Here is a 21,216-nt window from a genome sequence, read left to right as displayed (position 1 = left end):
AACAACGCGAAACAAAACCATTAAAACACACCTCTAATTAGCCTATTACCTCTAATTTAGCAAACCTTAGCAATAGTTTTTTAACACCAACACCTGTAAATTTAATTTCGGCTTTAGTATCGGCACCTGTGCCTTCAATTTTTAAAACTTCGCCTGTACCAAAACGTTCGTGCTTAACCATATTACCTGCAGCTAAATTACCATCAAATAAATTGGTGTTTGCAGCACTACTTGTTGCGCTAGATACCCGTTTTAAATTTTTAGGTGTTGGTGCTTGGTATTTTTCTGGTGCTTGTTTGGTTTGTCCTTTTTTAAAAGTAGGCTGTTTTGCTGGCTTAAAACGTACTTTGTTATACACCGTTTTGTGTCCGTTTGAATCAACATCACCAAAAATATCGGCGCTAAGCATAGGATTAATACGTTGTTCTTCAATGGGTGTTTGAATATCTAAATATGCCTCGTCAATTTCTTGAATAAATCTACTTGGTTCAGAATCTACTAATTTCCCCCATCGGTAACGTGATAATGCATAGGTTAAATACGCTTGCTTTTCGGCTCTTGTTAAAGCTACATAAAACAAACGGCGTTCTTCTTCTAACTCGCTACGGGTATTCATACTCATAGCACTTGGAAATAAATCTTCTTCTAAACCAACTATATATACATACGGAAACTCTAAACCTTTTGCTAAGTGAATGGTCATAAGTGCCACTTTATCACCATCATCTTTATCATTATCCATATCGGTAGCTAGGGCAACATCTTCTAAAAACTCGGTTAAAGACCCTGTGGCATCGGCAATTTCTTTTTGGCCTTCAACAAAGTCTTGCATACCATTTAAAAGTTCTTCAATATTTTCCATTCTGGTAACACCTTCGGGTGTTCCATCTTTATTAAATTCTTTTATTAAACCACTGCTTTTGGTAACGTGTTCTGCTAGCTCAAACACATCGGCTGTTTGGTTCATTACTTGGTAACTTTCTATTAAGGTTACAAAATCTAACAATTTATTTTTGGTGCCCGAATTTACTTTAACATTGGTTTTATCAATGTTTTTCATAACCTCAAAAATAGAACGGTTGTAGCCATTGGCTGCTACCATTAATTTATCTATGGTTGTTTGCCCTATACCTCGTGGCGGAAAGTTTATAACACGCTTTAAAGCTTCTTCATCTTTAGGGTTAATTATAAGCCTTAAATAGGATAGTACATCTTTAATTTCTTTACGTTGGTAGAATGATAAACCACCGTAAATTCTATATGGAATATCGCGCTTACGTAAGGCATCTTCAATAGAGCGTGATTGTGCGTTGGTTCTATACAGAATGGCAAAATCGCTGTTTTGAAGTTGATGATTCATTTTATTATCAAAAATAGTACTCGCTACATAGCGTCCTTCATCGGCATCGGTTAATGAGCGGTGTACTACAATTTTACCACCATCATCATTGGCCGTCCAAACCACTTTGTCTAGTTTGGTTTGGTTTTTATCTATTACAGAATTTGCTGCGTTTACAATGTTTTTGGTTGAGCGGTAATTTTGTTCTAACCTAAACACTTTAACATCATCATAATCTTTTTGAAAGTTTAAAATATTATTAATGTTTGCCCCACGGAATGCATAAATACTTTGGGCATCATCACCCACAACGCATATATTTTGAAACTTATCTGATAGTGCGCGTACTATTAAATATTGTGAGTGGTTGGTATCTTGGTACTCATCAACTAAAATATATTTAAAACGGTTTTGGTATTTGGCTAACACCTCTGGGTAGCGCGTTAAAAGTTCATTGGTTTTAAGCAGCAAATCATCAAAATCCATAGCGCCTGCTTTAAAACAACGCTCTACATAGGCTTTGTAAATATCGCCCATGCGTGGTCTGCGTGCCATGGTATCAGCCTCAATAAGTTCAGGATTTTGAAAATACGCACGTACCGTAATTAAACTGTTTTTGTATGATGAAATTCTAGAACGTATTTGTTTATACTTATAAACATCTTTGTCTAGTTGTAATTCTTTAATAATATCGCGTATTAACCTATCAGAATCTTGTGTATCATAAATAGTAAAATTACTTGGGTAGCCTAATTTATCGGCTTCACTACGTAAAATTCTAGCAAATACCGAGTGAAATGTTCCCATCCATAGGTTTTTAGCTTCGGTACTACCCACAATACTGGCAATACGCTCTTTCATTTCGCGTGCTGCTTTGTTTGTAAATGTTAATGCTAAAATATTAAAGGCATCAATACCTTTACTCATCATGTATGCAATTCTATACGTAAGCACTCTAGTTTTACCAGAACCTGCTCCTGCAATTACTATCATAGGGCCTTCAATTTGTATGGTAGGCTGTAATTGCGCATCATTAAGTTGGCTTAAATACTTTTCCAAATCATCATCATTTTTAATCACGTGAAAATAACTATTGTTTCGGTTTTAACTAAAGCTATTTATTAATAATTATAAACAATATTGCAAAAACCACTTAATACTAGTAAAACAATACTTAAGGTTGTGTTAACACAGTAAGTTATAAACTTTAAATATTTTTAACTTTACAGAAAAAAGTTGTTTTCAAAATTACATATAATGGATTCTATTTTAAATACGCTTTCTAACATACCATGGTGGTTATGGGTATTAATTGTTTTAGCACTTGTTGCGTTTCGTGATATTTTTATTCAAAAAAGGCACACCATTAGTCATAACTTTCCTATTGTAGGGCATTTACGCTACTGGCTAGAAAGTATAGGCCCTGAAATGCGCCAGTATTTTGTAGCTAATAACCGCGAAGAATTACCATTTAACCGTATTGAACGTGGTTGGATTTACGCCTCGGCTAAAAACGAAAATAACTATGAAGGTTTTGGTACTGATAGGGATATTTTTGAGCATCAGCACATTTTTATAAATAATGAAATGATGCCCTATAAAATTGACAAAAACCATCCCAATGCTATAGATAAAAGCTTTTTACCCTGCGCCAAAGTTATGGGCGCTTATAATAAGCGAAAAAAACCTTACAGGCCAGCATCTATTATAAATATATCTGCCATGAGTTTTGGCTCATTATCTGCCAAAGCTGTGGAGTCTTTAAACAAAGGTGTTAAAATTGCCGATGCTTACCATAATACTGGTGAAGGTGGCCTATCACCATACCACAGAAACGGTGGCGATGTTATTTTTCATTTTGGTACGGGTTATTTTGGTGTGCGTGATAAAGATGGTAATTTTTCTATGGAAAAAATGAAACAGTTGGTTGAAGACAATCCGTTTATTAAAGCCATTGAAATAAAACTATCACAAGGGGCAAAACCGGGAAAAGGCGGTGTATTACCTGGTGCAAAAATAACCAAACAAATTGCAGATATACGTGGTGTTGAAATAGGTAAAGATGTACTATCGCCTCCAAATCATTCGGCGTTTTCTAATGTTAAAGAAATGGTAGATTTTATAGAAGCCATTGCCGAAGCTACAGGATTACCCGTTGGCATTAAAGCTGCTATTGGTAAATTAAACCAATGGAATGAATTAGCCAATATTATGCTTAAAACGGGTAAAGGACCTGATTTTATTACTGTTGATGGTGGCGAAGGTGGTACGGGTGCTGCACCACCTAGTTTTGCAGACCATGTATCATTACCTTGGGTATACGGCTTTAGTGATTTGTATAAATTATTTAAAAATAAAGGCTTAACAAACCGTATTGTATTTATTGGCAGTGGCAAGTTAGGGTTTCCTGCTAAAGCAGCTATGGCGTTTGCTATGGGTGCAGATTGTATTAATGTTGCCCGTGAAGCCATGATGAGTATTGGCTGTATACAGGCGCAAGTTTGCCACACTAACCGTTGTCCTGCTGGTATAGCCACACAAAGTAAATGGCTACAAAACGGTATTAATATTCCTTTAAAATCTGAACGTTTAGCGCAATACTTTAAAACCTTTAAAAAAGAGTTAATTGAAATTACACATGCTGCTGGTTATGAGCACCCATGCCAATTTAAAATGACTGATATTGAAGTAAATGTTGATGACCACAACCTAAGTAAAGAGTTAAGCCGTACGTATATGTATGAAAAAGATCCCGTGCCATTTTCTAGCATGCAACATTTAAAAGATTGTTTATATTTGGGCGGAAAACAAAACGCTTAATTTAATAGTATGGAATTAACCAGAATTTTTGATTTATTTCTTTTTGCTGTACCTACATTAATTACTGGTATAATAGCCTATAAATTTTTTAAAGCACACACTAAAAACGAAGATGGTCGCAGACGTTTTTTACTTAAGAAAGATTTACAAGTAAGCGCCCTACCCTCTAGACTACAGGCCTATGAACGTATGGCGCTGTTTTTAGAACGCATTACGCCTTCAAAATTATTATTAAGAGTATCACCGAAAAGTGATGATAAAAACATGTACGAAGCGCTTTTAATACAAAGTATTGAACAGGAATTTGAACATAACCTATCTCAACAAATTTATGTTACAGATAAATGCTGGAGCATTATTGTGGCAGCTAAAAATGCTACAATTCAATTAATTAGAAAAGCTAACCTTTCAGAAAAAACAGACTCTGCTGATAAATTACGTGAAATTATTTTAACCGAAATGATGGAACGAAAAGCACCTAGTGATACGGCACTCATGTTTATTAAAGATGAAGTTTCTAGCCTTTGGTAAACCAAAATTAATCGTCCTCTAAACGGAGTTCGTTATTTTGTGCTTGGGCGCATTTATCTTTTGCATACTCAAAACCTTGTTGCCACCAATTTCGCATTAATTTTTTATTAAATATTAATGAGTTTTCTGTAAGTTTTGATGGCGTATAGTATAAATTAAGTTCTACATCTTTAGCTATTGCTGCTAATTTGCCTATGGTAACATCATTACGCTCCATTCTATCTAACAAATGCCCAAACAGGCTAATCATAAGTGAAAATGGGTTTTTACCCAACACTTTATTGCCTTGCATTGATTCTGCTTTAAGCACAATAGCATCTACCTGTGTTGCACCTCTTAAAATAGCTTCGCGTATGGGTACAATACAACCTAAGCCACCATCGGCATATTCAAAATCGTTTTTTTTTACTAAAGACATAAATGGAATGTAATTACATGAAATCCAAATCCATTCGCAAAACTCTTCATATGAATAATCATTAATAGATTTATATTCTACACTGTTTTTAGTAAGGTTAGATACGGTTATAACCACATCATCTTTTGTTTGCTTTATTAAGTTATATTCTTCTTGGGTAAACTTTCGTTTAATAAGTTTTTTTAAGTTTTTACTTTCACCAAAGGTGCGTTTCATTCTAATAAATTGCCAAATGGTGTTTAAAAAATCTATAGATACAAACTCTCTGTCGCCTTTTTTTCTTATAACAAAAGGGTTTACACTAAAAATACTGTCTTGGTTAACATTGGTATACACATCAAACAACTTATCAATTCTACCTGCTGCTAAATGTGGCACTAGCAAGCTACCAGTTGAAGTACCTAAAAACATATCGTAGTCGTTTTTTTGTTCTTCAATTAAATACTGCGCAACACCGCCTGCAAAAGCGCCTTTACTACCACCGCCAGATATTACTAATGCTTTCATAAAATAAATTAATGTTTAAATATAGTAATTATGGTATGAGATAGTAAGCTAGCTTCTAGCTTTTTTTTAAAGGTTGGTAGTTTATAGATTAAAAAGGCCGTACCTCTAATTTAATTTAGTATGCAAAAAAAGAATATCTATTTTAGTATCAGCTATTAACCATAATCCTAACACTGCGTATGCTTAAGAAATTTTTTCTTGTTGCATTGTTCTCTGTTGTAATAATTGCATCACTATCTGCACTAAAATCGCATCAAATTACATTAGCGTCATCATTTTCAAATAGTACATCACATGCACTACCACCTCCTGTTATAGATTTTACGTTTAACAATAGTGGTGCCTGTTCTGGAACGCAAGTAAATTTCACCTCATCGGTGTCTGGAGCAGGTCCTTTTACGTATCTATGGAATTTTAGTGATGATGGTAGCACAAGCACTAACAATAACCCATCGCATACTTTTAATGCAGTAGGTTGTGGCACTAGAAATGTAAATGTTACGCTAACAGTAACCGATACTAATGGCGAAACCTCATCTATAACCAAAGCAGTACCTTTACTTGAAAAACCCAATTTAAATTTTTATGATATTGATGCGGAAGCTAATTTTACACCTCAATTTGATAACTGTGGAAATAACACTTCAGACCCCTCGTATACTGTTAATGTTGGCAACAGATCTACCGGAAGCTGTATTACATCATATGATATAGATTGGGGTGATGGTAATACTGATACAAATGTAAGTTTTCCATTAACACACACCTATACACAACTTGGTTCATACAACATGCGTATTACAGGTAATGGCACAAACTGTAACAATACCGTAACCTACTTAATAAAAAATTCTAGCAACCCTACAGGTGCTATTGTAAATCCTGGTAACACGGTTAATTTATGTGTGCCAATTGCACCTATAGACTTTGCTATTGGTTCATGGGGCACTAACCCACCAGATACTAATTATCAAGTTGATTTTGGCGATGGTACTATTGAAAGCTACACACAACAACAACTAGAAAGCTCAATATATTTTAACAGCGCAGACCCTGCTAATTCTCAAGATTTTCCTATTCCTCATGAATATACAGAATCTAACTGCCCAAACTTTAGTTATACGGTGTTTTTATACATTACAACATCATGTGGTGCTACTAACTTAACAGCAGGCCCCATAATTATATTAAAAAAACCAGATGTGGCTTTTGAAAACCCACCAACAGGCTGTGTTAATTCTGCTGTACAATTTACCAATACATCACAAACGGGCTACAACCAAAATTGCGATACCAATGCAGGTTATTTTTGGGATTTTGGCGATGGTAACACCTCTAATTTAAGAGATCCTTCGCATACCTATACAATGCCAGGTACATACACTGTGTCTTTATACGCTCAAAACTTTTGCGGCACTACCAATACAGTAACAAATACCATTTGTATTGAACCCGAATTAACCCCAACCTTTACTTTAGATACTAGTAACGGCTGTTCACCCTTAAATGTACAAACAACCAACACCACTAATTTAGCTAATAGTTGCGGTGGTGAAACCTATTTATGGCAAGTAAGCTACACCCAAGGGTTTTGTGCTACAGGCATAGCACAATGGAGCTTTACTGGGGGCACTGATGAAAATTCTTCAGCACCTAGCTTTGAATTTATTAGTGCAGGCACCTACACGCTAACATTAACAACTACCAATGCTTGTGGCAGTAATTCAACATCGCAAACTGTAGAGGTTAAACAACCACCATCTGTAACCATTAACACATTAACTGATGCCTGCGGAACAGCTTCAATAAACCCAACGGCTACAATTAACACCTGTGCACCAGCTACTGAAACTATTACATATAATTGGAGTTTCCCGGGGGGAACGCCAGCTACAGCTACCACCGAAAACCCCGGAACCATTACTTACAACACACCCGGAAATTACCAAATTACCCTAAGTGTAACTTCTAGTTGTGGCACTACAACCGCCACTGAGAACTTTACTATTAATAACGTACCAAGCATTACTAATACTAATTTAACACAAACCATTTGCTCTGGAACACAAACCACCGAGGTAAATTTAACATCAAGTATAGCGGGTACTACGTACAGTTGGTCTGCCACAGCACCTGCGGGTGTAACAGGTTACACAACAAGTGGCACTTCAAACACTATTCCTGTTCAAACTATTACAAATACTAATACCACCTCAGAAACAGTAACGTATACCATAACACCCTATAATGGCAGTTGTGATGGCGCTCCCGTTAATTTAGTAATAATTGTAGACCCTGCCCCAGAATTCACTAGTCAGCCACAAGATGAAACCATATGTCTTAACGGCAGCACTAGCCTGCTATCAGTTTCAGTTAACGGCCCCGGCACACCAACTTATCAGTGGTATGAAAACACCACAAATAACACTACAACAGGCACTGCTATTGCAGGTGAAACTAGCAGTAGTTTTACACCACCAAACAATCCTGTTGGTTTAATGTATTATTATGTAACAGCATCATTTACATCAGGCGCAGGCTGTGATGAAATAACCTCTAACACTGCCCAAGTTGAAGTTGTTGAAGGCCTACAAATAACCACACAACCAACACCCTCAGAAAGCTTATGTATTGGTGGTAGTTTGCCCTCTAGTTTAGCGGTTACACACACAGGAGGCACAGGCGTTTTAAGCTATCAATGGTATTCAAATACCACAAACAGCAATACTGGTGGTACAGCTATAACGGGCGCTACAAATTCTAGTTACAATCCGCCAACTTTCAATACAGCTGGCAACTACTATTATTATGTAATTATTACTGCTGCTGGTAGCGGCTGTAATGCGGTTACAAGCAATGTTTCAGAAGTTATTGTAGTTACCGATCCTGTTATTAATACACACCCCATAGCTACACAAACCATTTGTGAAGGCATTACACCTACAGATTTAAGCGTAAGTGTTTCTGGTGGTTTGGGGTCAACATACAACTATCAGTGGTACAGCAATACTACCAATTCAAATACTGGAGGCACACTATTAACAGGCGCTACTAACAGCGCTTTTACACCGCCTAACACCACTGTTGGAACGGTGTATTATTATGTTGAAGTTACTCAAGCAGGTATTGATTGTGCGGTTACAAGTAACACATCAGAAGTTATTATAAATGAAGCTGCCACTATTACCAATCAGCCACTTTCAGAAATCATTTGTTTTGGTGATAGTTTTAACACCTTATCAGTTAGTTATACAAATGGTGTTGGCACACCAAACTATCAATGGTTTTCTAACACTACAAACGATAATACTACAGGCACTCCAATTACTGGCGAAACAAGTTCTAGCTTTACACCATCAGCAACAACTGTTGGCACTGTTTACTATTATGTGGTTTTAACATTTGCTTCGGGTGGATGTACAGAAATTGCATCAATACCAACAGAACACACGGTTAACCAAACACCTAATATTAGTAATAAAACGGCTATTATTTGTAGTGGTAATAGTTTTTCAATAGCACCAAATTCATCAGGTAGTGATATAGCGCCTACAGGAACAACATATACTTGGACTACTCCTGTTATAAACCCTAATGGCAGTATTACAGGTGCTTCTGAAGAAACAACCCCACAAAATTCTATAAATCAAACACTAACAAACACAACAAACAATCCTGCTACAGTTACATACACTGTTACACCTAGGTTGGGTAATTGTGTGGGTGCTACTTTTCAGGTTGAAATTACCGTAAACCCTTCAATAAGCATTACGCCTACACAAATAAACAGTAATTGTTTTGCAGCTAATGCTGGTTCATTAGACATAACAATTGCTGGCGGCGTGCCATTTTCATCGGGTAATCCTTACCAAATTACATGGACAGGTCCCAACGGATTTACGAGTAGTAATGAAGATATTTCAAATTTAGAACCAGGTAGCTATACGGTTTCTATTTTAGATGATGGTGGTTGTCCCTTTTCAGAAACATTTACTATTACCGAACCTGATGAATTGGTGTTTAGCAACATAAATTTTGATACAGAAACTATTAGTTGTTTTCAAGCCAACGATGGTAATATTGCAATTGATATTAGCGGTGGCACCCAGCCTTATACCTATAATTGGACTAGAAACAATATGCCCTATAGCACAGATGAAGATTTAACAAACCTTGCACCAGGAACCTACGAAGTTACTGTTACCGATGCTAATAATTGCTCCCCTATAACGCAAAGCTTTTCAGTAATTGAGCCCGCTGAACTTATAGTGTCTTTAAACAATAAAGTTGATGTTATTTGTTATGGCGAGGCTACTGGCGAAATTTATATTGATGTAACAGGCGGACGCCTAATTGAAACTAGTCCTAGTGTTTTTGAATATACGTATGCTTGGTCTGGGCCTAACGGTTTTACTAGTACCAACCAAAACCTAACAGGCTTACGTGCCGGCACCTATACAGTTACAGTAACCGATAAATCTGGCTGTACAAGCACATTGAGTGTTGTTATTAATCAATCAGACGAGATTATTATTGACTACACCGCCACCGAAATTGCATGTTACGGTGATAATGATGCCTCAATAACCATTAACGCTATTACAGGAGGTAATGCCCCTTACACCATTACTTGGAGCAACTTAGGCACTGGCAATACACAAACCAACTTATCTGCTGGTACTTATGTAATTACAGTAACCGATGCCACCAATTGCCAAAAGCAAGCCACTATTGTTATTGATGAAGCACCGCTTTTTAGAATAACGCCACAAGTAGAAAACATATCATGTTTTGGTGAAAACGACGGACGTATTATTTTAAATTTTGAAGGCGGCATAGCACCCGTTAACTTGGTTTGGGATGACGACTCCTCCGCTGGGGTTGAACGTAACAATTTAGCGCCTGGAACTTACACCGTAACCATTACAGACGGAAAACCGTGTGTAATAAATGAAACCTTCACAATAACACAACCTGATGCGCTAAACATTTCTGGTATTAAAACCGATGCTTTAAATTGTGATGATGCAAACTCAGGTGCTATAAATGTAATTGTTACAGGTGGTACACTACCATTAACTTACAATTGGTCTCATGGTGCTACCACCGAAGATTTATCTAACATCCCTCCAGGAGCATATACTGTAACTGTTACAGATGCTAATAATTGTGAAATTTCAGAAACTTTCAACATCAATAGATTTGAACCCCTAGCGGTAGAAGTTGTTACTGAAACCACTCATAATTGTGATACCAAAGAAATTACCCAAAACTTTATTGCAAAACCTAGTGGTGGTGTTCCACCCTATCAAATATCATGGTCTAGTGGCATTACAAGTGGTATTAATAATGAAGTGATGCACACCACGCAAAATGGCCTTGTTATAATTGATGTAATAGATGCTGCTGGTTGCTCATTTTCATATTCATACAACGTTGATATTCCTGAATTAGGTGATGCAGACTTTACAATACATTCTGAAGCTTTTGATGCTTATGGTTTTTATTCCATAGAAGCTCCAATAACATTCACAAATACCGCTACGGGTAGTTATGTTGGTATGTCATGGAATTTTGGCGATGGTAATTTTTCAAGTAATGAAAATCCGTCACACACATACAAAACCGTTGGTACTTACACCATAACACAAACAGTAACATATCCTTTTAACTGTGTGTACACCAAAAGCATTACCATAAACATTCAAAAAGGTTACAGCTTAATTGTGCCTAATGCTTTTACACCTAATAAAGATGCTTTAAATGATGTTTTTCTACCCGAACAAATAGCACTTTCAAACATGAAACTGCACATTTACAATACTTGGGGTAATATGATTTATTCTGAAGAAGGCGAAAGTATACGTGGTTGGGATGGAAAAATTAATGATGCCGAAGCTGAAAACGGCAATTATTACTACACATTTTCAGGCAATACGTTTTACGGAAAAACCATTACCAGCAAAGGCGTTGTTGTATTAATTAGATAAAATATCATGAAGATAAAACTATTTATTATTTTAATAACTACGTGCTTATGTTTTAAAGCACCAGCACAAGACCCCATTTTTAGTCAGTATTTCATGGTACCTGAAACTATAAACCCTGCGTTTTCAGGTTTTGAACAGGCCACCTATTTTGGTGTTTTACACCGTACACAATGGCCTTATTTAGATTTGCAAGTTGATACCAATTATGCCTTTTTTAACACATGGTTAGATACAGCAAGTAACGGTATTGGTATTGGTGCTAGTGTTTTAAATCAGCGCGAAAGCAGCACAAGTTACAATCATTTTCAGTTTAATACTAACTTCACATATATTATTGGTTTGAATAACGACTGGTTTTTTAGACCTGCTATTGAAATTGGTTATGGCATGAAATCGTTTAACTTCAGAAATTTATTATTATCAGATCAAATTAACATCAATGCTGGCACTGTAAATGCTAATTCAAACGATCCGTTTGCTGCCAATGCTAATGATAAAATTGGTTTTGTAGATTTTACTGCAGGTTTTGTATTTGATAAAAAAAACAGAGGAAATGATACAGATTTATGGTTGGGTGCAGCTATTAAACACTTAAACAGGCCTAACATTTCTTTTTTAAACAATGGTAATGTACCCTTAGATATTTTATACACGATACATGCTAATTATAAATTTCCGTATTTTGATTATAATGATATGATACTTTCGGCAAATTACATGCAACAAGGTGCGTATAATAGGTTAGATTTAGCCGCTACAGCAAAACTAAACAAGTTATTTTTAGGAGCTATGGCAGTAACAAATCCTGCTAAAAATAGTGGTAATAGTCATTTACTAACATCAATTAACGCATTAGTTGGTGTAGAGTTTGAGCGCTTACGTTTTGGTTTTTCATATGATTTTAACACATCAAACATAGGTAGAACAGATGGTGTTTATGAACTTTCTATAACTTATTTAGCGGCATGTTTGGTTTGCAGAAACCCTACAAATAATGAGCGCAGAAAATAACTAATCTTGCATTAATTTAAGCAGCTTAGTTACATAACTTTTAAAGCGCCAATTATGATGCGTTTTTGCTTGTTCCAAATAATCTTTACAAACAGCCGTACAAGCCTCTATTTGATGCAAATATTGAAAGGCGTTTTGCCGCACCTCAAAACCATATTTAGGGCTTGCATAGTTTGTTAATTCAGCAAAGTATTGCGCTTTATTATTAGTTTCAAAATCATCGGTAATTAAAGCCAATGTTAACCAAAGTATTCTTATGTTTTTATTTTGAAAGCCAATTATTCCCTTTGTTTTATTGAGATATTTTGAGCGGTCTTCAGGAAAATTTCGCCATAAATTAAATAATGCAGTTTCTATGGTTATGTATGAAGCATCATTTAAAAGCGATTCATATGATGTTTTTAATGCTGAAGGAATCTCAACAAGGTTTTGCACAATAGCTTGACGTACTTTTAAAGGATTATTAAAACTGGTTTTATTAATTATAGCTGGTTTTTGGTTAATTATTTTAATTTTAATTTCATTTGAAGCGTTTGATGCTAATAAGTCTTCACAATTATTATTAGCACTAATGCAATCAACTTTTACATAATTATTTATAAATGCTGATTCTTTTAAAATTTGTAGCGCTTCATCATAATTAAACACCTCATTTTTTAACCACCTTTCAACAAAATTGTTTAAACACTGTTTGCTTACTTTTTCAACTTCAGTTATAAAATCAGTTGTTTCAACATTTTTATATTGGTGTTTTAATAAATAACGTTTCACTGCTTTTTTAAAGGCATTATCCCCTACTTTTTTACGTAAAGCATACAAAACCCAAGCGCCTCTTTTATAAAATGTAGTGCTACTTGCTTTAGGATTTAATACTGATGTGCCCGCCTTAGCCTTATCTTGTTGCTGTAATTCTTGCGCGTATTCATACAACTGCCAATAAAAGTAATTGTTGCCAAATACTTCTTTTTCGGCTAACAAGGCATAATAGGTTGCAAAGCCTTCTTGTAGCCAATGGTGTGTACCAGATGTTTCTGTTACTAAATTACCAAACCACTGGTGTGCCAACTCATGTGCATTTACATTTACATAATTTTTATCAGTAAACGCAATAGAATCTGTTACAAAACTATCAGCAAAAATAGTTGTACTTGTGTTCTCCATACCAGCATATAAAAAATCTTTTACAGGTATTTGCTTATAATTTTGCCATGGATATTTTACACCTATTTCTGTTTCTAAAAAATCAAACATACGTTTAGTATAGCGGTATGTTGGTTCAAATTTCAAAGAATCTTCAGCGTAATAATACATTTCTAACGGAATACCACTTTTTGATACTTCAACCTTTTTATGATATTTACCAACAACCAATGCCACCAAATAACTTGCCATAGGCTTTTGCATATTGTAGTGCCAAGTGGTTACAGTATTTGTTGTTTGTTTTTCTATTAATTTACCATTGGTGATAACTTCATAATCTTTATGAAACGTGATAGATAAATTGAATTCTATTTTATCATTCATATCATCAATACTTGGCAACCAATTGCTGGTATATTTACCTTGACCTTGCGTCCAAATTTGATGTTCTTCATCTTTAGCTATAAAATACAATGCTTTTGTGGGGCTTGCTTCATAATCAAAAGAAATCGTGTATACGTTTCCTTTTTTAAATGTTTTATGAAGCACATATTTACTATTGGTATTTACAACACTATCTAATGTAATCTGTTTGTTTTTTTCAATTAAACGCGCATTAGAAAACTGCATGTTTTGAGCATCTAAATACACCGCATTTGTTTTTTTCAAAACATGAAACGTATACACAACATTACCTATTACCTTTTTTTTAGAAACATTGAAACCAATAGTAGCTTTACAGGTTTTAAAATCAACAACATCAGTTTGTTGCCCAAAACAAGCTAATGATACTAAAACTAATAATAAAATCCACGTGTTTTTCATAGAGTGAATATAGCAAACTTTAGTACAAAAAGCCACTTGCAATTTATTTCAAAAGAATTATTTTAGTTCCATGAATACGGCTTTTTTACAAACTCCCATAGATTATCTTAAAGGTGTTGGCCCTAACCGAGCCGATTTACTTCGTAAAGAGCTTAATATTCATACGTTTCAAGATTTACTCAACCTATTCCCTAACCGATACATTGACCGAACGCGGTATTACAAAATAAACCAAATACAGCAAAGTAATGCCGAAATACAAGTTATTGGAGTTATTAAAAACTTTAAAGAGGTAGCGCAAAAACGCGGCAAACGATTAGTAGCCACATTTCAAGACGAAACAGGCACTATGGAGCTCGTTTGGTTTAGAGGCCATAAATGGATTAAAGACAGTTTAAAATTAAACACGCCGTATGTTATCTTTGGAAAAACCAATTGGTTTAATGGTAAGTTTAGCATGCCGCACCCCGATATTGAAACAACCGAAGACCACAAAAACGGTTTAAATAACGGCATTCAACCCATTTATCCTTCTACCGAAAAACTAACAAATAAAGGTATTAGCAATAGGGTTGTTAGTAAAGTTGTACAGCAATTATTTTTAGAAACCAAAGGGCGTTTTACAGAAACGCTTTCAAATGAACTCATTTCAGATGTAAAACTTATAAGTAAAAGTGAAGCGCTTTTAAACATTCATTTTCCTAAAAATCAAGAGCTATTAGCAAAAGCACAATTACGTTTAAAATTTGAAGAGTTGTTTTTTATTCAACTACAACTCATTATTAAAAACTTAATTCATAAAACAAAAATTAAAGGGTTTACCTTTAATAAAGTTGGCACATATTTTAATACCTTTTTTAATAACCATTTACCTTTTGAATTAACCAATGCGCAAAAACGTGTTTTAAAAGAAATTAGAGCAGATTTAGGAAGCAATGCACAAATGAATAGGCTACTGCAAGGTGATGTTGGTTCAGGCAAAACTATTGTAGCATTTATGTGCATGCTTATGGCCATAGATAATGGTTTTCAGGCCTGTTTAATGGCACCTACTGAAATTTTGTCAGTTCAACACTATAACGGCTTATTAGAATGGTGTAAAAAACTGAATATCAACATAGAAATACTCACGGGCTCAACAAAAACTTCAAATAGAAAAACCATACACAAAGACCTAGAAAGCGGTGATTTACAAATATTAATAGGCACACATGCGCTCTTAGAAGATAAGGTTAAATTTAAAAATTTAGGACTCGCTATTATTGATGAACAACACCGCTTTGGAGTAGCACAAAGAAAAAAACTTTGGGATAAAGGCATATCAAACCCGCCTCATATTTTAGTTATGACCGCTACGCCAATTCCACGCACCTTGGCCATGTCTGTTTACGGTGATTTAGATATTTCTGTTATAGACGAATTACCTCCAGGGAGACAAGCCATTAAAACCGTACACAGATTTGATAAAAACCGCCTTAATGTTTTTAAATTTATTAAAGATGAAATAAAAAAAGGCAGACAAGTGTATGTGGTATATCCATTAATTCAAGAAAGTGAAAAAATGGATTATAAAGATTTAATGGATGGTTACGAAAGCATTTCGAGAGATTTCCCCATGCCTGAATATCAAATATCTATTGTTCATGGTAAAATGAAACCCGCCGATAAAGACTATGAAATGCAGCGTTTTGCCAAAGGCGAAACACAAATTATGGTTGCTACAACAGTAATTGAAGTAGGCGTTAATGTGCCTAATGCATCGGTAATGATTATTGAAAGCGCAGAACGCTTTGGCTTATCACAACTACACCAATTACGAGGACGCGTAGGTAGAGGTGCTGAGCAAAGTTATTGCATACTTATGACAGGACATAAACTATCTGATGATAGCAAAACACGGTTAAACACTATGGTTAAAACCAATGATGGTTTTGAAATTGCCGAAGTAGATTTAAAACTAAGAGGTCCTGGTGACGTTATGGGTACCCAGCAAAGTGGCGTTTTAAACCTTAGAATAGCCGATATTGTGAAAGATAAAGATGTATTACAACATGCGCGGTATTACGCTAAAAAAGTACTTAAAGAAGACCCCTCATTATCGCACCCAAACAATGTAAACATTTTAAATACCTATAAAGCGCTATCCAAGTACAAAAACATTTGGAATTATATAAGCTAAAAAACCCAACTGTTTCCAATTGGGTTTTTCACTTAACTGTTCGATGTTTGATTAATGTTTGCTTTGTTTAATTATATTAGCAAAGTACACACAAAACCAGTAGGTTAACGTTATAAATGTGTTAAAAAATTCTTTAGCATTGTTAATTAACAACAATTAAGCTACACAAAACCACACACACCTTTAAACATAATGCTTAAATTTGCAGCCTATTTAGCATTTCAGAATGATAAACATTCATAAAAAAACATTAGAAGACTTAGAGTTTTACACCGTTTTACAACAAGTAAGCCAACACTGCATAACACCACTTGGCACAGAGCGTGTTTTAAAAACAAATCCGCTTAAAACCAAAGAAGCTGTTATGTTTTCATTAGCACTAACCAATGAGTATGTGTCATCATTTTATAATGATAACCGCATACCAAATCACGGTTTTGAAGATATAAACAAAGAATTGAAGTTATTAAACATAGAAAACACATATTTAGAGGTTTACAGTTTTAAAAAAATAGCTTCACTATCGGCAACCACAAATGATATTGTGCTGTTTTTAGAAACGTTTAAAGAGTACTATTTACAGCTAAATAATTTAAGTTCGCGCATTGAAGTAACCAAAGTAATTATTGAAAAAACCGAGCATGTTATTGATAAATTTGGTGAAATTAGAAACAATGCATCGCCGTTACTTTATAATTTAAGGCAATCAATTAATGTTATTAAAGGCAAAATAAACCAAAGTTTTACAGCCGCTTTAAATCAATACAGTAGTCAGGATTATTTAGATGACATTAGAGAAACCGTTATTGAAAACAAGCGTGTTTTGGCCGTAAAAGCTATGTACAGGCGCAAAGTACGCGGCTCTATAATGGGAAGTAGTAAAACAGGAAGTATTGTTTACATTGAACCCGAAACAACTTTACAACACACCCGAGAGCTAAATAATCTAGAATACGAAGAAAAAGAAGAAATTACACGTATTTTAAAAGAGCTTACCAATTTTATTAGGCCATTTGCAAACCATTTAAAAGACTCTCAGGCATTTTTAGTAACTATTGATGTAATTGCAGCTAAAGCCAAATACGCACGCTCAATGAACGCTATTTTACCCGAAATAACCGAAGAGCGCCACCTATTTTTACGCGATGCCTACCACCCTTTATTATATTTAAACAATGTAGCTAAAAACGAGGAAACGTTTCCGCAAACTATAGAACTTAAACAAAACAGCCGTATTATTGTTATTTCTGGGCCAAATGCTGGCGGTAAAAGTATTACGCTAAAAACCATTGGTTTGCTACAAGTTATGTTGCAAAGTGGCATTTTAATTCCGGTACATGAGCGTAGTAAAGTGTGTATTTTTGATAGGGTTTTAAGTGATATTGGCGACAACCAATCTATTGAAAATCATTTGAGTACCTACAGCTACCGCTTAAAGCAAATGAATTATTTTTTGCGTAAATGCAATAAAAACACACTTTTTTTAATTGATGAATTTGGTACTGGTAGTGATCCAGAGCTTGGTGGTGCCTTAGCCGAAACCTTTTTAGAAGAGTTTTACTACCGTGAAGCTTTTGGTATTATAACCACACACTACTCTAACCTTAAAATATTAGCTACCGAACTGCCCTACATGCAAAACGCCAACATGCTATTTAATGAGCGCACATTAGAGCCTATGTTTAAACTAGTAGTTGGGCAAGCTGGTAGTAGTTTTACATTTGAAGTTGCGCAGAAAAACGGTATTCCGTATAGCTTAATTAACCGCGCTAAAAAGAAAATTGAACGTAGTAAAGTACGTTTTGATGCTACTATTGCGAAACTACAAAAAGAACGCTCTAAACTTGAAAAAACAGGACAATCGCTTAAATTAAACGAAAAGAAAAAAAGCGAAGAGGCTGATAAATTAGAAGAAATTAATGCCCGCATACAAAAGAAACTTGAAAGCTACCAAGAGCTGTACGATAGTAACCAACGCTTAATTTACTTAGGGCAAAAAGTTGATGATTTAGCTGAAAAGTATTTTAACAACAAACAAAAGCGCGATTTAATGAACGAGCTTTTTAAGTTGGTGCAAATTGAAAACTCTAAGCGTAAACGTATTTCTGCCAAACAAAAGAAAGCAGAAAAGGCTAAAGAAAAACAGGTTAAGAAAGAGGTAGAAAAGAAAGTTGAAGTGATTCGTGAAAAGAAAAAGAAAGAAAAAGAACTAAAAGCGAAACAACCGCCTAAACCCAAAGCAATACTTAAACTTGGAGACCGTGTTAGAATGGAAGATGGCAGAGCCATTGGTACTATTGATAAAATTGAAAAAAACAAAGCGGTAGTTAATTACGGCATGTTTACTACCAATGTAAGTTTAGATCAGTTAGAGTTGGTTGAAGCTGTTAAGAAATAAAACAGCAAGCTGTAAAAGTAAGCCGTAGTTGGTGGTAGTTGTTTTTATGTTTGAAATTACTTTTGCTGGTAGTTGTGTTAGGGATTGAGGTATTTGTTGGAGCTCCTTGACGCAGGAGAGAGCGACTACCGAAAGCCCGACCCGACCTTAGAAGGGTAACACCATAAAAAAATTATAGTTAAAATTTTCTTATATTAATTAACAGCCAGCACCAAGTTGTTGAATCTACAACTTTAGGCACCGACTGCTTTTTATAAATATATTAGTAAACTCGCCATGCATAAAAGTAGGTACGCATATCAATATCTTTATCTTCTGTTAGAAGCAATCTAACATAATCGTCCTTGTCACTGCCATCATTATCATCATCTTTACCGTTTTGCACATCTTTTAGTAAAATTTTCATTTCGGTTTTACCTAAATAGTCATTACCACCTATAGCATCATCTTCAGTAAATTCTGCAGAAAGGAATATATAATCGTTCTCTAAATCTGGCATATACAGCTCAATTTCTTGGGTTTTATCTATTGGTATAGGCCAAAACTTACCTTCCTCTGGTATAATGTAATTATTTCTAGTACGTGTGTAAGACTCTGACGCCATAACATTACCATTTTGGAAAACTTGTGCTTTCATATTACCGTGTAAACGTATACTGCCTCCGTTATTTTTAACTAAGTTTATACCGTAAAGCTGAATGCCAAACTTATGATAGGCTTCATAACATGTTCTAATGTTATACTCGCTAGACAATACCACATTGGCTACAGGAAAGCCTTTTCTAATGTATCTAAGTGTATACCCTAATGGTGCTCCTGGAGAATCTGCAGAGTACTCTCCGCCTTCAGTTATATAATTGTATACACCTTCAGGACCGGTAACAACTTGTGCGGCATCACCCGATGAGCCTCCAACCACCAGTGCTTTTACAGTAGAACTGTTCCAAAAAGCCTGGTGCTCTCCATTACCACCTGCAGATCCGCCGTTAAATGCCGCATTAAATGCTGCTTGTGTATCTGTAAACTTTGAATTGGTTTCTACGGTATAAATTAACATTCTTCCATATTTAACCGATGATACTATTACAGGGCTTGTGCTATTTAAATTTGGTGAAGATGAAAAAAGTTTACCTGGGTTCTCACTATCTTCTATAGTTAAATCTATAGTATAATATACCTGCAGATATTTAATAACATATTTATGCTTTTTTTCTGAACTATTAAAATTGAAAGATCCAGACACACTATTTTTTCCTTTTGAGTAACTAGCACCTAAAGCAATACTTAAATGTTCTTCAGAATAGACTTCCTCGGTAGTGAAATTAACTTTAGCCGATGCGGAACCTGTAACACCTTGTTGCAACATATCTTTTACACCTGTTCTTACGGTATTTACATTTGGATTCTCTATGTAAGCCGAAGGTTTTCCGTTTAAATTCTCTAAAGACACCGATAAGGTTATAGGCGCTCTGTTACCTGTTATACCAATATATTCTCCTGTTGGAATAGATTCGCCTTTAAGCATAGCTCCAGGATAAATAACATCGCTTGTAGGATCTAGTAAAATCATTTCGCTAAAACCCGGTGCTAACTTGTATTTGTTTACTACGCATTCGTTTTTTTGCCCTTCACGTTCTTTACTTACTTCTTCAACAAATTTTTGATTTGCATCTGCGTCAGGTTGTTCAAAATTGTTTAGGCTTGCCAAAAGGTTATTTACTTCTAAGAGTGCTTCTCCTGAAACTTCTTTGTTCGTGTCTGTTTCTACACTTTCTGAACTACATGAATTACATGAAAGTAAAATAGTGGTTAATACCAATAGCATTGGCTTCATTGTTAATAGCTGTGTTTTCATAATTTCAAATTTTTGTGATTCAACAGTTCAAACTTATACACCAATGCAAGTGAAAACTAATTTTTAGCATGGACAAACCATGGACAGCATTACCAAAAACAGCTTAAAACACACATGGACAAAGCTGAAACATGTAATTTTTAAAACCAACACAAACAACTGATTATCAATAAAATAATTTTTATAATAATTACAAAACCCAA

Annotated in this window: 10 protein-coding genes; 6 read left to right on the top strand and 4 right to left on the bottom strand. The window is 35.1% G+C overall.

Going from position 1 to position 21,216, the window contains the following annotated elements:
• Positions 1–37 precede the first annotated feature (37 nt).
• On the bottom strand, positions 38–2,398 hold the full coding sequence (locus FUA26_RS01040; RefSeq protein ID WP_147130593.1) for an ATP-dependent helicase: 2,361 nt from the start codon (positions 2,396–2,398) through the stop codon (positions 38–40).
• A gap of 198 nt (positions 2,399–2,596) precedes the next feature.
• On the opposite strand from FUA26_RS01040, the gene FUA26_RS01035 reads away from it, so the two are divergent.
• Both FUA26_RS01035 and FUA26_RS01030 read left to right on the top strand, forming a co-directional pair.
• A complete protein-coding gene (locus tag FUA26_RS01035; protein WP_147130592.1) occupies positions 2,597–4,159 on the top strand; it encodes an FMN-binding glutamate synthase family protein in 1,563 nt (520 codons plus the stop codon).
• 9 nt (positions 4,160–4,168) lie between these two features.
• On the top strand, positions 4,169–4,690 hold the full coding sequence (locus FUA26_RS01030; RefSeq protein WP_147130590.1) for a DUF7935 family protein: 522 nt from the start codon (positions 4,169–4,171) through the stop codon (positions 4,688–4,690).
• A gap of 7 nt (positions 4,691–4,697) precedes the next feature.
• On the opposite strand, the gene FUA26_RS01025 is transcribed toward FUA26_RS01030, so the two are convergent.
• Positions 4,698–5,615, bottom strand: a complete 918-nt coding sequence (locus tag FUA26_RS01025; protein ID WP_147130589.1) for a patatin-like phospholipase family protein — start codon at positions 5,613–5,615, stop codon at positions 4,698–4,700.
• A 179-nt stretch (positions 5,616–5,794) separates the two neighbouring features.
• Here FUA26_RS01025 and FUA26_RS01020 point away from each other — a divergent pair, with 179 nt between their 5' ends.
• Together FUA26_RS01020 and FUA26_RS01015 are read left to right on the top strand one after the other, a co-directional pair.
• Complete coding sequence (locus tag FUA26_RS01020) at positions 5,795–11,605, top strand: PKD domain-containing protein (protein WP_147130587.1); 5,811 nt, start codon at positions 5,795–5,797, stop codon at positions 11,603–11,605.
• Between the two features lie 6 nt (positions 11,606–11,611).
• Entirely contained in the window at positions 11,612–12,616 is a 1,005-nt protein-coding gene (locus FUA26_RS01015) for a PorP/SprF family type IX secretion system membrane protein (RefSeq protein ID WP_147130585.1), read from the top strand.
• On the opposite strand, the gene FUA26_RS01010 is transcribed toward FUA26_RS01015, so the two are convergent.
• Positions 12,617–14,581: a M1 family metallopeptidase gene (locus FUA26_RS01010; protein WP_147130583.1), complete on the bottom strand. Its 1,965-nt coding sequence runs from the start codon at positions 14,579–14,581 to the stop codon at positions 12,617–12,619.
• Positions 14,582–14,651: 70 nt separating this feature from the next.
• Here FUA26_RS01010 and recG point away from each other — a divergent pair, with 70 nt between their 5' ends.
• Both recG and FUA26_RS01000 read left to right on the top strand, forming a co-directional pair.
• Positions 14,652–16,760 (top strand): ATP-dependent DNA helicase RecG, encoded by a 2,109-nt coding sequence (gene recG, locus FUA26_RS01005; RefSeq protein ID WP_147130581.1) that lies wholly within the window; start codon positions 14,652–14,654, stop codon positions 16,758–16,760.
• 226 nt (positions 16,761–16,986) lie between these two features.
• Positions 16,987–19,158, top strand: coding sequence for an endonuclease MutS2 (locus tag FUA26_RS01000; RefSeq protein ID WP_147130579.1), 2,172 nt, complete (start codon positions 16,987–16,989; stop codon positions 19,156–19,158).
• A 262-nt stretch (positions 19,159–19,420) separates the two neighbouring features.
• Here FUA26_RS01000 and FUA26_RS00995 read toward each other — a convergent pair whose 3' ends face one another.
• Positions 19,421–21,013, bottom strand: a complete 1,593-nt coding sequence (locus tag FUA26_RS00995) for a thiol-activated cytolysin family protein (RefSeq protein WP_147130576.1) — start codon at positions 21,011–21,013, stop codon at positions 19,421–19,423.
• Between the last annotated feature and the right edge of the window lie 203 nt (positions 21,014–21,216).

It is taken from the genome of Seonamhaeicola algicola, assembly GCF_007997385.1.
In the GTDB taxonomy this organism is placed as follows: domain Bacteria; phylum Bacteroidota; class Bacteroidia; order Flavobacteriales; family Flavobacteriaceae; genus Seonamhaeicola; species Seonamhaeicola algicola.
Note: the sequence above shows the minus strand (reverse complement) of the source record. Positions and strands in the feature narration are given on the sequence as shown.

Coding starts and splice junctions, on each gene's coding strand:
- FUA26_RS01035 (WP_147130592.1), top strand. CDS start 2,597: ATGGATTCTATTTTAAATACGCTTTCTAACATACCATGGTGGTTATGG.
- FUA26_RS01030 (WP_147130590.1), top strand. CDS start 4,169: ATGGAATTAACCAGAATTTTTGATTTATTTCTTTTTGCTGTACCTACA.
- FUA26_RS01025 (WP_147130589.1), bottom strand. CDS start 5,615: ATGAAAGCATTAGTAATATCTGGCGGTGGTAGTAAAGGCGCTTTTGCA.
- FUA26_RS01020 (WP_147130587.1), top strand. CDS start 5,795: ATGCTTAAGAAATTTTTTCTTGTTGCATTGTTCTCTGTTGTAATAATT.
- FUA26_RS01015 (WP_147130585.1), top strand. CDS start 11,612: ATGAAGATAAAACTATTTATTATTTTAATAACTACGTGCTTATGTTTT.
- FUA26_RS01010 (WP_147130583.1), bottom strand. CDS start 14,581: ATGAAAAACACGTGGATTTTATTATTAGTTTTAGTATCATTAGCTTGT.
- recG (WP_147130581.1), top strand. CDS start 14,652: ATGAATACGGCTTTTTTACAAACTCCCATAGATTATCTTAAAGGTGTT.
- FUA26_RS01000 (WP_147130579.1), top strand. CDS start 16,987: ATGATAAACATTCATAAAAAAACATTAGAAGACTTAGAGTTTTACACC.
- FUA26_RS00995 (WP_147130576.1), bottom strand. CDS start 21,013: ATGAAAACACAGCTATTAACAATGAAGCCAATGCTATTGGTATTAACC.